13 protein-coding genes are annotated in these 13,662 nt (G+C 67.1%); 10 read left to right on the top strand and 3 right to left on the bottom strand.

Translation table 11 applies throughout. The features are described 5' to 3' along the window. The first annotated feature begins 33 nt into the window (after positions 1-33). From ACZYYX_RS05355 to ACZYYX_RS05345, 3 genes are all read left to right on the top strand, one after another. Entirely contained in the window at positions 34-2,229 is a 2,196-nt protein-coding gene (locus ACZYYX_RS05355) for an acyl-CoA dehydrogenase (RefSeq protein ID WP_463813395.1), read from the top strand. A 160-nt stretch (positions 2,230-2,389) separates the two neighbouring features. Then, a complete protein-coding gene (gene mbp1 / locus ACZYYX_RS05350; protein ID WP_463813394.1) occupies positions 2,390-2,632 on the top strand; it encodes a microaggregate-binding protein 1 in 243 nt (80 codons plus the stop codon). A gap of 99 nt (positions 2,633-2,731) precedes the next feature. Beyond that, positions 2,732-3,061 carry a hypothetical protein gene (locus ACZYYX_RS05345; RefSeq protein WP_463813393.1) on the top strand — a complete coding sequence of 110 codons (330 nt, stop codon included), beginning with the start codon at positions 2,732-2,734 and terminating at the stop codon, positions 3,059-3,061. A gap of 7 nt (positions 3,062-3,068) precedes the next feature. On the opposite strand, the gene ACZYYX_RS05340 is transcribed toward ACZYYX_RS05345, so the two are convergent. Together ACZYYX_RS05340 and fadD2 are read right to left on the bottom strand one after the other, a co-directional pair. Then, positions 3,069-3,848 carry an SDR family NAD(P)-dependent oxidoreductase gene (locus ACZYYX_RS05340; protein WP_463813392.1) on the bottom strand — a complete coding sequence of 260 codons (780 nt, stop codon included), beginning with the start codon at positions 3,846-3,848 and terminating at the stop codon, positions 3,069-3,071. 43 nt (positions 3,849-3,891) lie between these two features. Then, a complete protein-coding gene (fadD2, locus tag ACZYYX_RS05335; RefSeq protein ID WP_463813391.1) occupies positions 3,892-5,583 on the bottom strand; it encodes a long-chain-fatty-acid--CoA ligase FadD2 in 1,692 nt (563 codons plus the stop codon). Between the two features lie 56 nt (positions 5,584-5,639). Here fadD2 and ACZYYX_RS05330 point away from each other — a divergent pair, with 56 nt between their 5' ends. From ACZYYX_RS05330 to ACZYYX_RS05305, 6 genes are all read left to right on the top strand, one after another. Continuing rightward, positions 5,640-6,878 (top strand): DNA polymerase domain-containing protein, encoded by a 1,239-nt coding sequence (locus tag ACZYYX_RS05330; RefSeq protein WP_463813390.1) that lies wholly within the window; start codon positions 5,640-5,642, stop codon positions 6,876-6,878. Positions 6,879-7,028: 150 nt separating this feature from the next. Then, positions 7,029-7,436: an STAS domain-containing protein gene (locus ACZYYX_RS05325; RefSeq protein WP_463813389.1), complete on the top strand. Its 408-nt coding sequence runs from the start codon at positions 7,029-7,031 to the stop codon at positions 7,434-7,436. A 126-nt stretch (positions 7,437-7,562) separates the two neighbouring features. Beyond that, positions 7,563-8,756 carry an acyl-CoA dehydrogenase family protein gene (locus ACZYYX_RS05320; protein WP_463813388.1) on the top strand — a complete coding sequence of 398 codons (1,194 nt, stop codon included), beginning with the start codon at positions 7,563-7,565 and terminating at the stop codon, positions 8,754-8,756. Further along, complete coding sequence (locus tag ACZYYX_RS05315) at positions 8,749-9,927, top strand: acyl-CoA dehydrogenase family protein (RefSeq protein ID WP_463813387.1); 1,179 nt, start codon at positions 8,749-8,751, stop codon at positions 9,925-9,927. The genes ACZYYX_RS05320 and ACZYYX_RS05315 overlap by 8 nt, the downstream gene beginning before the upstream one ends. Positions 9,928-9,939: 12 nt before the next feature. Continuing rightward, positions 9,940-10,185: a hypothetical protein gene (locus tag ACZYYX_RS05310; RefSeq protein ID WP_463813386.1), complete on the top strand. Its 246-nt coding sequence runs from the start codon at positions 9,940-9,942 to the stop codon at positions 10,183-10,185. A 7-nt stretch (positions 10,186-10,192) separates the two neighbouring features. After that, the gene (locus tag ACZYYX_RS05305) at positions 10,193-11,605 is read left to right on the top strand and encodes an NCS2 family permease (protein ID WP_463813385.1); all 1,413 of its coding nucleotides are present in this window, start codon (positions 10,193-10,195) and stop codon (positions 11,603-11,605) included. Between the two features lie 53 nt (positions 11,606-11,658). On the opposite strand, the gene ACZYYX_RS05300 is transcribed toward ACZYYX_RS05305, so the two are convergent. After that, a complete protein-coding gene (locus ACZYYX_RS05300) occupies positions 11,659-12,687 on the bottom strand; it encodes a zinc-dependent alcohol dehydrogenase family protein (protein WP_463813384.1) in 1,029 nt (342 codons plus the stop codon). 137 nt (positions 12,688-12,824) lie between these two features. On the opposite strand from ACZYYX_RS05300, the gene ACZYYX_RS05295 reads away from it, so the two are divergent. Continuing rightward, a complete protein-coding gene (locus ACZYYX_RS05295) occupies positions 12,825-13,655 on the top strand; it encodes an alpha/beta fold hydrolase (RefSeq protein ID WP_463813383.1) in 831 nt (276 codons plus the stop codon). Positions 13,656-13,662 lie beyond the last annotated feature (7 nt).

The raw sequence follows: 13,662 nt of genomic DNA, 5'->3' as shown, positions 1-13,662 counted from the left end.
ACCGGTTAGCCAGCCCAATGGAGGGTTTCCCCTATGCCCATAGCCATTCTCGAAGAGCACAACGACCTGGCCGATTCGGTGCGGTCCTTCGTCGCGCGCGTCGCGCCCTCGGAGGCCTTGCACGAAGCGCTCGAAACCCCGATCCCGAATCCACCGTCCTTCTGGCGGGCCGCCGCCGAGCAGGGCCTGCAGGGTGTACACCTCTCAGAAGACGTCGGCGGGCAGGGCTTCGGGATCCTCGAGCTGGCGATCGTCGCGGCCGAGTTCGGTTACGGCGCCGTTCCCGGTCCGTTCGTGCCGTCGGCCATCGCGAGCGCACTCATCGCCGCGCACGATCCCAAGGCCGAGGTCCTCGGCGGTCTGGCCGCCGGTGAGGTGATCGCCGCGTACGCCATCGACTCGGGACTGACCGCCACTCGGCAGGGCAGCGGTCTGGTGGTCCGCGGTGAAGTCCGCGCGGTGCCGGCGGCTGCGCAGGCGTCGGTCCTCGTGCTGCCGGTGGCCATCGAATCCGGCGAAGAGTGGGTCGTGCTCGACGCAGCGTCGCTCGAGGTGGAGCCGGTGCCGTCCGTGGACCCGCTGCGTCCCATCGCCCACGTTCGGGCCAACGCCGTCGAGGTCGGCGACGACCGGGTGCTCAGCGGCGTGAGCCGGGATCTCGCGCGCGCGATCATCACCACGGTGCTCTCCGCGGAATGCGTCGGCGTGGCCCGCTGGGCCACCGACACGGCATCGGCGTACGCGAAGATCCGGGAGCAGTTCGGCCGGCCGATCGGTCAGTTCCAGGCGATCAAGCACAAGTGCGCCGGGATGATCGCCGAGACCGAGCGGGCCACCAGCGCCGTGTGGGATGCCGCCCGTGCGATCGACGAAGAGCTGCAGGGCAATTCGGAGAAGGCGAGCTCCTTCGAGTTCGCCGCAGCCGTCGCAGCCACGCTCGCACCCGTCGCCGCACAGCACTGCGCGCAGGACTGCATCCAGGTCCACGGCGGCATCGGTTTCACGTGGGAGCATGACACCAACGTCTACTACCGGCGGGCCATCGTGCTGGCGGCCGCGTTCGGCCGTCATGCCGACTACCCGCAGCAGGTCGTCGACACCGCGACGGCGACGGGAATGCGTTCGATCGACATCGACCTCGATCCGGACACCCTGAAGCTGCGCGAAGAGATTCGCGCCGAAGTCGCTGCGCTGAAAGCGATTCCGAAAGAAGAGCGCAACACGGCGATCGCCGAGGGCGGCTGGGTCCAGCCGCACCTACCCAAGCCGTGGGGCCGTGCGGCCAACCCGGTCGAGCAGATCATCATCGCCCAGGAGTTCTCCACCGGCCGGGTCAGGCGCCCGCAGATGGGCATCGCCGCCTGGATCATCCCGTCGATCGTCGCGTACGGCACGGAAGCTCAGCAGCAGCGATTCCTGCCTCCCACGTTCCGGGGCGAGATGATCTGGTGCCAGCTGTTTTCCGAGCCCGGCGCGGGATCAGATCTGGCGAGCCTGACCACCAAGGCCACCAAGGTCGACGGCGGCTGGCGCATCACCGGTCAGAAGATCTGGACCACCGGGGCGCAGTTCTCGGCGTGGGGCGCGCTGCTGGCAAGAACGGACCCGAGCGCCCCGAAACATCAAGGCATCACGTACTTCCTGCTCGACATGGCCTCCGAAGGCGTCGAGGTCAAGCCGCTACGTGAGCTGACCGGCAACGCGATGTTCAACACGGTCTTCATCGACGACGTGTTCGTGCCCGACGACATGGTGCTCGGCGAGGTCAACCGCGGCTGGGAGGTCAGCCGCAACACGCTGACCAACGAGCGCGTCTCGATCGGCAGCAGCGAGCCGCCGTTCCTCGCCAGCCTCGACCAGTTCGTCGAGTTCGTGCGCGACGGCCACTTCGACCAGATCGAACAGAACGAAGCGGGCCGGCTGATCGCCGAGGGCCACGCGGCCAAGCTGCTCAACATGCGCTCGACGCTGCTGACCTTGGCCGGCGGCGACCCGATGCCGGCCGCCGCGATCTCCAAGCTCCTGTCGATGAAGACCGGTCAGGGCTACGCGGAGTTCGGTGTGTCCTCGTTCGGCACCGACGCCGCCATCGGCGACCAGAGCCAGCTGTCGGGTAAGTGGGCGGAGTACCTGCTGGCCGGGCGCGCGACGACGATCTACGGCGGCACCTCGGAGGTGCAGCTCAACATCATCGCCGAGCGTCTGCTCGGACTGCCGCGCGATCCGTAGATCCACCGGCGAATCAAACCCGATTGAGACGCTGCTAACAGTGCGTGCTTTTGCAAGCGCTAGTGGGCACCCTGCAAGCAGGCCCGAACACACCCTCGCCGCACCGCGGACAGGGCCCGCTCTTGACCTCAGGTGGCGCGGCGGAACGAAAGGAAAGCTCATGGCAGACAGCACCAGCGGCCCCATCGCAGCTCTGCGCGCCCTCGTCGACGGCAGCATCGGCCTGTCCAAGCAGGTGATCGGCATCCTGATCGACAACGACCGACTGCAGGAGCAGGGCGAGGCCCAGCAGCAGAAGGCTCGCGCCCTGAAGGACGTGGCGCAGAAGGAAGCCGAAGCCGAGGCGGCCCGTGCCGAGGCGAAGACCCAGGAGGCCCGTCAGAAGGCCGCCAGCAAGTCCTGATTCACACAGCCTGACGACAGCGGTCCCTGACGACAGTCGGGGGCCGCTTTCGTCTCTGTTCCGACGTTTTCCGGCAGCCCTGCCGGGAACCCGACTGGCATGTCCAACGACCGTGACTTCGCGGAGAAGCGGTTGGCCACGCCGGGCACAGTACGCGCGGCGGTCACCTACGCCGCCGTCGTCGTCGCCGTGGCCGGCATGGCGTTCGCGTTCTACGCTTTCGGCGCGCGCGACTCCGTCTACGCCGCATCGCTGGTGCCGTTGTTCCTGTTCCTCGGAGGAGTGGGCGCTCTGGTACGGACCTATCGCGAGTGGAAGGCCGAGCGGGGCTGGGCAGCCTGGCAAGCTGCCGGCTGGTTTCTGCTGCTGCTGATGCTCTTCACCCTCGCCGTGCCGGGGTCGGCGATCATGGCCGGCGCGGTGAAATGACCCCGGCTCAGGGGAGAATCGCGTCGACGTAGCCGCCGTCGACCCGCAGCGCTCCACCAGTGGTCGCCGACGCCAGGGGTGAGGCGAGATAGACCACCATGTTGGCGATCTCCTCAGGTTCGATCAGCCGCTGGATCAGCGACTGCGGGCGGTGCAGGCGCATGAACTCGCGCTGCGCCTCGTCCCACGGCAGGGACGTGTCGACGAGTTGGTACACGAAGTCCTCGACGCCCGCGGTGTGTGTCGGACCTGCGATCACCGAGTTCACCGTCACCCCGCTGCCTGCCGCGTCCTTGGCGAACCCGCGCGACAGTGCCAGCAGCGCGGTCTTCGAGACGCCGTAATGGATCATCTCCGCGGGCGTGACGACAGCCGAATCGCTGGCGATCTGCAGCACGCGGCCCCAGCCGCGGTCCATCATGCCGGGCAGGTAGAGCCGGATCAGCCGGGCCGCGGCCAGCACGTTCACCTCGAAATAGGTGCGCCACTGCTCGTCGGTGATCTCCCGCGCCGGTACGGCGCCGAAGATCCCGAGGTTGTTGACCAGGATGTCGACATCGGGTACCTCGGCGAGCAGCGCCTGAGCGCCGTCGGCATCGGCGACATCGGCCGCGACCCCGAGGACATCTCCGTCGATGCCGGCGACCGCGGCGTCGACGCGATCACGGCTTCTGCCATTGACCACCACGCGCGCGCCCGCCGAGGCGAGGCCCTGCGCGATGGCCAACCCGATGCCCTGGGTGGAGCCGGTGACGAGAGCGGTCTTTCCAGTCAGGTCGATGTTCACGAAGCTGTACTACCACCGGCGCGCGCCGGCTATTCCAGGCCCGTCAGTCGACGTCCATCTCCCGCAACTCGCGCTTGAGGATCTTTCCGGTCGGGTTACGCGGCAGTTCGTCGAGGAAGATCACCTCGCGCGGCACCTTGTACCGGGCCAGGTTCTCCTTCACATACGCCTTGATCGCATCCTCGTCGATCGACGCGCCCTCGGCCTTGACGACGAAGCACCGCAGCCGATGGCCCCACTCCTTGTCCTCCACCCCGAGCGCGGTGGCCTCAACCACCTCCGGGTGTCCGCTGACGAGGTCTTCGACCTCGGCGGGGAAGACGTTCTCTCCGCCCGAGACGATCATCTCGTCGTCGCGACCGCTGACGTAGAGCAGGCCGTTCTCGTCGAAGTAGCCGACGTCACCGGAAGACAGCAGCCCGTCGATGATCTGCTTGCCGCCGCCACCGGTGTATCCCTCGAACGGGAAGAAGCTGCCGACGAAGATGCGGCCGACCTCGCCCTGCGGCAACTCCTTGCCGTTGTCGTCGAAGATCTTGACCTTCATCCCCTTGACGACAGGTCCGACAGTCGCGGGATTGATCGAAAGATGCTGCGGCCCGGCGATTGTCGCAAACGACACCTCGGTGGAACCGTAGAGGTTGTAGATCACCGGGCCCAGCGCCTTGAGCGCACGTGTCGCCAGTTCGGCGCCGAGCTGCGAGCCGGAGACGAACACGATGCGCAGCGAGGACAGATCGGGTTTCGGCGACATCTTGTCGAGCTCGTCGAGCATCCGGGACAGCATGACCGGCACCACGACGACCGCGGTGGCCTTGTGCTTCTCGATGTCAGCGAGCACCGTGGCCGGCTTGAAACGCCTGCGCAGCACCAGCGTCGTCCCGAGCATCATCGCGACCGTTGCGTGCAGGAACCCCAGCGCGTGGAACATCGGCGCGGGCAACGCCGTCACTTCGCCGCCCTTGAACGGAACCGAGGACAGCACACCGCCGATCGGTGCCAACGACGGTGGGGCATTTCGGTTGGCACCCTTCGGCGTTCCCGTGGTGCCGCTGGTCAAGATGATGATCGACGAGTGCTTGGTGACCTTCGGCGGTGGCACCGACCCGGTGCGGGCGATCAGTTCCTCGAGGGTCTCGTCGGTGCTGCCCGACGGCTCGTCCTTGTCCGGGTTGACGCCGAGGGCGCGCAGCTTGCCGAGCGCGGGTTCAGCTTGGGAGACCGCGGCGGTGTACTCGTCGTCGTAGATGACCAGCTTGGCGCCCTCGCGCTCGGATACCTCTTTGATCTGCGGCCCGGAGAACTCGCTGTTGAGAAGGATGATGCGGGCACCCGTCTTCGCCACGCCGAACCACGACACCAGGAACCAGCGGTGGTTACGGGCCAAGATCGCGACGCCGTCGCCCCCTTTGACGCCCTTGGCGAGCAGTCCGTTGGCGACCGCGTTGGCCGCGTCGTCCAGTTCCTTGAACGTCATCTCACCGAAGTCGTCGATCACCGCGATGGCTTGCGGGGTGCGCCGGGCGTTGAGCGCAGGGATCATGCCGATCTCGCCCCAGCGGCGGATGTCGGCGAGGAACGCGGCGATGTCCTGGGGCGGTTCGAGTTTCAGTGCACCCGCCTGGAACATCTTGCGGGCGTAGTGCAGCTCGGCGGTGCCGCGATCCCAATAGATCTCCGCGGACTGAGTGAATTTGCCGAACGCCTGGGCGGCCAGGTCGGTGAGCGTGGACATGGACTCAACTTTATGTGACGCGGCTCGCAGACCGGTCTGGAACCTACGATGAGGGAATGGCTGCTCGGGAGTCTTTCGAGATCGGCGGGCAGCAGGTGCCGATCACCCATCCGGACAAGATCGTGTTTCCAGATCTGGGCGTGACCAAGGGCGCGCTGATGGAGTACTACGCGGCCGTCGCCGAGGGCGCGTTGCGCGGCGTGGCCGACCGCCCGATGATCCTCAAACGATTCGTCAAAGGCATCACCGAGGAGGCGGTGTTCCAGAAGCGGGCTCCGCAGAAGCGCCCCGACTTCGTCGACGTCGCCGAGCTGAAGTACGCGTCGGGGACGTCGGCGGCGGAAGCAGTGCTGAGCAGCCCGGCCGGTCTGATCTGGGCGGTGAACCTCGGCTGTGTCGACTTCAACCCACACCCCGTGCGAGCCGACGACCTCGACCACCCGGACGAACTGCGCGTCGACCTCGATCCGATGCCAGGCGTCGGGTGGCGACAGATCCTCGACGTCGCATTCGTGGCCCGGGAGGTGCTCGAGGACCACGGCCTGGTGGCGTGGCCGAAGACGTCCGGGTCTCGCGGCTTCCACATCTATGCGCGCATCGACCGGCGCTGGCCCTTCAAGCAGGTGCGGCTGGCGGCCGAGACCGTCGCCCGCGAGGTGGAACAGCGCGCCCCCGAATCCGCGACCGCCCGGTGGTGGAAGGAGGAACGCCACGGCGTCTTCGTCGACTTCAACCAGAACGCCAAGGATCGGACCGTGGCCTCGGCGTACTCGGTACGCGCCACTCCAGACGCCCGCGTGTCGACACCGCTGTTCTGGGATGAGGTCGCCGACTGCCGTCCCGAGGAGTTCACGATCGCCACGGTGCCCGGCCGGCTCGCCGAGCAGGGCGATCCATGGGAGGGCATGGACGACACTTCGGGCGGACTGGAGTCTCTGCTGGAGCTCGCGGAGCGTCTCGGCCCTGCAGAGAAGGCCCCCCGAGGCACGCACCGCGTCACCGACGGTCGGCGCCACTCGACGAAGCCACTGATCGAGATCGCCAGGACCAAGACCAAGGACGAGGCGATGGCTGCGCTGGCGCAGTGGCGAGACATGCACCCGCAGGCAGCCGAGAAGCTCACTCCGACAGACGTTCTCGTCGACGGGATGCGAGGCCCGAGCTCGATCTGGTACCGCATCCGCATCAACCTCGAACACGTGCCCGAATCGGCGAGACCCGACCAACAGGAGCTGCTCGCCGACTACAACCCGTGGGCCGGATACACCGGTTCGCAGCAGCAGCGCCGCGGCTGAAAGTTACCGGCGAGTTTGCTAGCCGGTCTGAAAGCAGTTCTTACCGAAGTATTAGTCGTTACTCCCCACGGCCTTAAATTGGCTCATTACCTTGAGTCATATCAGGTCCGACGACGGACCCGATCAAGCACATGATCGAGGGAGGCGGCAATGTACGGCAATCCGACGTTCGATTGCGGTGGCGCCGAGATTCGTGCGCACTGTCGCCAGTTGGCCACCGTGGTCACGATCACGGGCGCGCTGGGCGACGCTGACATCGCCCGCGCCACCGAGTACACGCGCCGCTTCGTCCTCACGGAGAAGCCGTTCGTGCTCGACCTCAGCGCCGTCACATCGTTTGACGCTGAGGCACTTTCACTCCTGTTCGCCGTGGACGACGCATGCAGCGCGGCCGGCGTGGAATGGTCGATGGTGGCCAGCCGCCCGGTCGAGCAGACCCTGCGGGCCCATGGCATCGACTTCGACGCGGCCGGCTCTGTTCCCGAGGCTCTCAATCACTTCGCCGATGCAATGGTCGCTCGGCGTCAGCTTCTCCCCCTACTCACCAAGACTGCGTAAGGATCACTGTGTTACTTGATGTTCGGTGGCTCCGTTACCTGCTTCAGCGCCATCACCGGTCCGAACTGGAACGTCGGGCGCTCACTGCCGGCTAGACGATCCGCGGTCGCCGGTTAAGGTGCTCGTATGGGCACTGCCGCCGTCGATGCTGACCGGGTAGCCAAGGCCGCGCACGAGGTGGTGGCCGAGCACGATCCGCGCTCGGTGCCGATACCGCAATTCCTCGGAGCCTGCTACGACGCCGGATTGTCCTGGGTCCACTTCCCCGAAGGATTCGGTGGGCTCGGCGCATCGCGCGGCCTGCAAGCCGTGGCCGACCGCATCCTCCAGGGCGCCGGCGGTCCCGTCCCCCTCGGCCTCAATCCGATGGGCTACGGCATGGCCGCACCCACCATCCGCGAGCACGCGCAGACCGACGACGTCCGCCGTCAACTGCTTCGGCCGCTGGCCACCACCGAGCACATCTGGTGCCAGTTGTTCTCCGAGCCCGGTGCAGGCTCCGACCTCGCGGGGCTCGCAACATCCGCCGTCCCCGACGGGGACACCTGGGTGGTCAATGGTCAGAAGGTGTGGACCAGCCTGGCGCACCGGGCCCGCTGGGGGCTGTTGCTCGCCCGCACCGATCCGGATGCACCGAAGCACAAGGGTTTGACCTACTTCGTCGTCGACATGCACGGCCCCGGCGTCGAGACCCGGCCGCTGCGGCAGATGACCGGTCACGCCGAATTCAACGAGGTCTACTTCGGCGACGCCCGGATCCCCGACACCCACAGGCTGGGTGCGATCGGTGACGGCTGGCGCGTGGCGATGACGACGTTGATGAACGAACGCAGCGCCCTGGGAGCCAGCGGGAGTCGACGCGGCGCGGGAACCATCGCCGATGCGATGGCGCTGTGGTCTTCCCGACCGGAGCGGCAGACCGCTGTGCTTCGCGACCGCCTCACGAGCCTCTGGCTGCGGGCCGAGGCGCAGCGGCTGACCTCGGAGCGGTCCCGCGCCTCAGCCACCGTCGGCGGACCGGGTCCGGAAGGGTCGATCGGCAAGCTCGTCGGCGCCGAGCTCAATCAGCACATCTACGAGTTCTGCATGGACTTCCTGGGGCCTGAAGGCCTGCTGTACGACGGGTACGGCGCCGGCGACGGCGATCCCGACGACTACCGCGGACCCATTCAGCAGCGCTTCCTGCGCAGCAGGGCCAACACGATCGAAGGCGGCACGTCAGAGGTGATGCGCAACATTCTCGGGGAGCGGGTGCTCGGCCTGCCGGGTGATCTGCGGGCGGATGCGGGGATGGCGTGGAAGGAGATTCCGCGTGGCTGAGGAGCTTGCGGATCAGCCCAAGGGCACGGCTGATCCGGAAGTGTCGGCGGGCGACGAGTTCGTCTTCACCGACGAGCAGCAGCAGCTGCGCGCGGCGGTGCGGAAGTTCTGCGCCGATCAAATCGACGAAGGCGCGATCCGCGCGGTCATGGAGTCTGATCCGCCGTACGACCCCGCGGTGTGGGCGCGATTGGGCACCGAGCTGGGCGTGCTGGGGTTGGCGGTGCCCGAGTCCGCCGGCGGCGTGGGCGGGACCCTGATCGACCAGGCGGTCGCGATCGAGGAGCTCGGCGCGGCGCTCGCGCCGGGTCCCCTGTTCGGCACCGTGTACCTCGCAATCCCCGCGCTCGTCGCGGCATCGGCGTCGTCTGATCTGCTCGATGCGCTCGCCGACGGCACGCGGACCGCCGCGTTCGCGATCGGAGAGATCGCGGCCTCCCCGGCGGGTGAAGGATGGAGCCTCACCGGCACCGTGGAGCGGGTGGTCGACGCCGGCAGCGCCAACGTCCTGCTCGTCGCGGCCGATGGCCCCGATGGCACCGCACTGTTCGCCGTCGACACGGATTCGGCTGCGGTGCAGCGGGTTCCGCTGACGACGCTGGACCCCACCCGGCCGCAGGCCACGGTGACGCTGTCCGACGCACCCGCGCGGCTGATCACAGACCCGGACGACGCGGAACGGGTGATCGCCCACGCGCTGCATGTGGGCTCGGCTCTACTGGCGGTCGAACAGGTCGGGGCGGCGCAGCACCTGCTCGATCTGACCGTCGACTACGCGAAGAACCGTCTGCAGTTCGGTCGACCGATCGGCTCATTCCAGGCGATCAAGCATCGCCTGGCCGACGCACTGGTCGCGGTCGAGCACGCTCGCTCGACCGCGTATCACGCGATCTGGGCGCTGACCCACGGCACCGACGATCCGGACCTGGCCGTCAGTATCGCCCAGGCTGTGTGCTCGGCCGCCCTCACCCGCGTCGCCAACGACACCATCCAGGTGCACGGCGGTATCGGATTCACCTGGGAGCACCAGGCCCATCTCTACTACAAGCGGGCCTACACCAACGCTGCGCTGCTGGGCAGCGCAGAGGAACACCGTGCTCGGGTTGCCGAGCTCGTGCTCGACGTCGTGACCGACAAGCCGGGACCGCGCGTCGCCACCGGCGCACGTTGAGAGGGGACGGAAATGGCTAGAAGGCGACAACTTCTGGGAGCGGCGGTGATCGCGGGGGCTCTCGCGATGCCGGTGATCGCTCTCTCCGCGGCCCCCGGCGCCGTCGCGCAGCCCCCGGGGTCGTGCCCGCCCGGCCAGACAGGCGTCATCTACGGGTGCACGCCGTTCTGTCTGCCAGGTAAGGCACTCGACCTGAACACGGGTCTGTGCATGCCGGTGGCACCGCCGCCACCGGCGGCGCCGACGTCCCAGTACTGAGCCGCCGATGAACCGAGTGGACCGCTTCTTCGAGATCACGGCCCGCCAGTCGACGGTGGGCACCGAAATTCGTGGCGGCGTGGTCACGTTCATCGCGATGGCCTACATCATCGTGCTGAACCCGATCATCCTGTCGAGCCCGAAGGACGTCAGCGGGCAGTCGTTGGACTTCGCGCAGGTGTCGGCCACCACGGCGCTGGCCGCGGGCGTGATGACGATCCTGTTCGGGTTGATCGCGCGACTGCCGTTCGCGTTCGCCGCGGGTCTGGGCATCAACTCGTTCCTGGCCACCACGGTCGTCGGTGAACTCACCTGGGCCGAGGCGATGGGTCTCGTCGTCATCAACGGTGTCATCATCGTGCTGCTCGCCGTCACCGGGTTGCGCCGGCTCATCTTCGATGCGGTGCCGATGGCACTGAAACTCGCCATCACCGCGGGTATCGGTCTGTTCATCCTGTTCATCGGGCTGGTCGACTCCGGGTTCATATCCTCGACCAAATCGCCCTCTCCCCCAGTCGGATTGGGCGCCGGCGGCCTGGGGTCCCTCACGACCGTGCCGACACTGGTGTTCATCCTCACGCTGCTGTTGACGGGCATCCTGGTCTCCCGCCGGGTGCGGGGCGGCATCCTGATCGGCCTGGTGGCCGGCACGGTTCTGGCCGTCATCATCGAAGCCATCTGGCACCTCGGCTCGGCCACCGAGAAGCCGGGCGGGTGGTCACTGTCGGTGCCCGCACTGTCCGGATCCCCTTTTGCGGTGCCCGATCTCGGGTTGGTCGGAGAGTTCAGCCTGGCCAGCTTCAGCCGTATCGGCGTGATCGCCGCGGTGGTCCTCATCTTCACGCTGGTGTTCGCGAACTTCTTCGACGCGATGGGCACGATGACCGGTCTGTCTCGCGAGGCCGGACTGTCCGACGCGCAGGGCAATTTCCCGCGCCTGCGGGCCGCGCTCGTCGTCGAAGGCGCCGGCGCGGTGGTCGGCGGCGCGACGTCATCGTCGTCGAACACGGTGTTCATCGAGTCCGGCGCGGGTATCGAGGAAGGCGCTCGCACCGGACTGGCCAACCTGGTCACCGGCGTGCTGTTCCTGGCGGCGATGTTCGTGTCTCCGTTGGCGTCGATCGTGCCGACGGAGGTGGCCGCGGCCGCACTCGTGATCGTCGGCGCGATGATGGTCTCGCATCTGCGCCACATCGACCTCTCGGAGTTCTCGGTCGCGCTGCCCGTCGTCCTCACCGTGGCCGTGATGCCGTTCAGCTACTCCATCGCCAACGGTATCGGCGTCGGGTTCATCTCCTGGGTGGTGATGCGCACGGCCGCGGGCAAGGCACGCGAAATCAGCCCGCTGCTCTGGGTGGTGGCAGTCGGGTTCGTGATCTACTTCGCCCGCACACCGATCGAATCGTTGCTCGGCGTCTGACGGGGGACCAGCGGTCCGTCGTCGCGCGAAGCCGCGCTCGCTAGTCGATGTCGCTAGTCGGTGTAGATGTCGATGACGACCTTTCCGAAAGGTCCGCCCTCCAACCGGTCCAACGCCTCGAGCACGCCCGTCATCGGATAACGGGAATCTATGCACGGTGTCGTGCCGGTCTGATCCACGGCACGAACCAGATTCTCGAGCGCCCGGCGGTGCCCGGTGCCGATGCCGTGAATCGCGACGTCCTTGAGCATCAACGGCATCACGGCGGCGCTCACCTCGAAACCGTCCAACGCACCGATCTGGTAGATGTCGCCCCCGACGGCCGCGACGTCGACCGCCTGACCGAGGTGGCTGCCACCCACGATCTCGAGGATGTGATCGACGCCCCTGTCCGCGGTCGAGGCAAGCACGGCCTCGACCCAATCGTCCCGCCGCCGGTCGATGACGTGGTCAGCCCCCAGAGCCATCATGCGGTCCATGTTGGCCACACTGGTCGAGGCGATGACCTGAGCGCCATGCATTTTCGCGATCTGCAGACCGAAGAGGGCGACCCCACCGCTGCCCTCGATCAGGACGGTCTGACCGGCATGTACACGGCCCCGTTCGACCAGGGCAAACCACGCGGTGACACCCGCACAGGGCAGCGTGGCGGCGTGGATGTCATCGAGAGTCCGCGGGGCAGCGACGAACCAGTCCTCCGGCATCGCGACGTATTCGGCGAGCACACCAGGATAGAAGCCGCCCAGCGTCCGGTAGGACGGTGTCCGGCCGTCCCCGCTGCGCAGGCCATCGATCCAGCCGGGCGTGAAGGTCGAGATCACTCGGTCGCCGGAGTGAAATCGCCTCGCGCGGTCACCCAGTGCCACAACGGTTCCCGCGAGATCCGAGGCCGGAGTGAAGGGGAACCGCAGGTCCAGTCCCCTCCCGTTGTCGATCACCATCTTGTCTCGGTGGTTGAGGGCTACTGCACCTACCTCCACGAGCACCTCGCCCGGGGCCGGCGCCGGGATCGGAACGTGCCGGAGGGCGAGTTGGTCGCGACCGATTCCGTTCATGTCCCACCGGCGCATCGTGTTCGCCACACCCGGTCCTCACTGCGAGACTGCTGAACTCCGTCTTTCGCCGAACCTGATCCCTGCAGTCGTTATTCCTTTCTCGGCGGGAAACTCCGGCAGGTTGGGCGCCGACCGGAGCTGCTTCCTGCCGCTAGGGTCGACGTATGCCCCTGTCAGACCCTTCCGACTGGACCCTCGACAACTACTTCGAGACAGACGAGGGACGCGTCCGCTGGAGTCAGCTTGGGCAGTCGGGTGATCCGATCGTGCTGGTGCACGGAACGCCGTACTCCTCGTATCTGTGGCGTGATATCGCAGTTGCACTAGCCAACTCCCGCCGTGTTTTCGTGTTCGACCACCTCGGTTACGGTCAGTCCGACAAGCTCGAGGGACAAGACCTGACCATCGCGGCCCAAGCGCGTCGATTCGCCGCGCTGTTGGATCACTGGCAACTCTCGGCTGCGAGCGTTGTGGCCAACGACATCGGCGGAGCGATCACGCTGCGAGCCCTGCTGATCGAGGGAACTCCGTTCAGTGATCTCACGCTGTTCGACTGTGTCAGCGGCGGGGAATGGGAGGGCGGGTTGTTCGGCCTGATCCGCCGAAACCCGGACACATTCGCGCAACTACCGCCGTATGCGCACGAGGCGCTCGTCAGCAGCCATCTCCGAAACGCGACCAACGTGGGCTTCCGGCCCGGGGTCCTCGAAGCCTTCGCTGCACCGTGGCTCGGCGAAAGCGGCCAGGCGGCGTTCTACCGCCAGTACCGCCAGCTCGCCGAACGCGATACCGACGACTACGCCGAGCTCCTGTCGAGCATCACCGTCCCATGCCGCTTGCTGTGGGGCCGTGAGGACCGGATCACGCCGCCACGACTCGGCGAATGGTTACGCGACCACATACCCCACCAGAGCATGCGGTGGATCGACGGGGCGGGACATCTCTTGCAGGAAGATGCGCCTGCCCAATTGACGGCGGCCCTGCTCGGTGCGTGACGGGACG

It is taken from the genome of Mycobacterium sp. IDUB_1 (genome assembly GCF_055419625.1).
This window is presented reverse-complemented; position numbering and strand designations above follow the sequence as displayed.

What these genes read in the sequence shown, in the direction of transcription:
- ACZYYX_RS05345 (WP_463813393.1), top strand. Translation starts at nt 2,732, where the DNA reads ATGTCCAACGACCGTGACTTCGCGGAGAAGCGGTTGGCCACGCCGGGC.
- ACZYYX_RS05295 (WP_463813383.1), top strand. Translation starts at nt 12,825, where the DNA reads ATGCCCCTGTCAGACCCTTCCGACTGGACCCTCGACAACTACTTCGAG.
- fadD2 (WP_463813391.1), bottom strand. Translation starts at nt 5,583, where the DNA reads ATGTCCACGCTCACCGACCTGGCCGCCCAGGCGTTCGGCAAATTCACT.
- ACZYYX_RS05305 (WP_463813385.1), top strand. Translation starts at nt 10,193, where the DNA reads ATGAACCGAGTGGACCGCTTCTTCGAGATCACGGCCCGCCAGTCGACG.
- ACZYYX_RS05320 (WP_463813388.1), top strand. Translation starts at nt 7,563, where the DNA reads ATGGGCACTGCCGCCGTCGATGCTGACCGGGTAGCCAAGGCCGCGCAC.
- ACZYYX_RS05355 (WP_463813395.1), top strand. Translation starts at nt 34, where the DNA reads ATGCCCATAGCCATTCTCGAAGAGCACAACGACCTGGCCGATTCGGTG.
- mbp1 (WP_463813394.1), top strand. Translation starts at nt 2,390, where the DNA reads ATGGCAGACAGCACCAGCGGCCCCATCGCAGCTCTGCGCGCCCTCGTC.
- ACZYYX_RS05310 (WP_463813386.1), top strand. Translation starts at nt 9,940, where the DNA reads ATGGCTAGAAGGCGACAACTTCTGGGAGCGGCGGTGATCGCGGGGGCT.
- ACZYYX_RS05330 (WP_463813390.1), top strand. Translation starts at nt 5,640, where the DNA reads ATGGCTGCTCGGGAGTCTTTCGAGATCGGCGGGCAGCAGGTGCCGATC.
- ACZYYX_RS05325 (WP_463813389.1), top strand. Translation starts at nt 7,029, where the DNA reads ATGTACGGCAATCCGACGTTCGATTGCGGTGGCGCCGAGATTCGTGCG.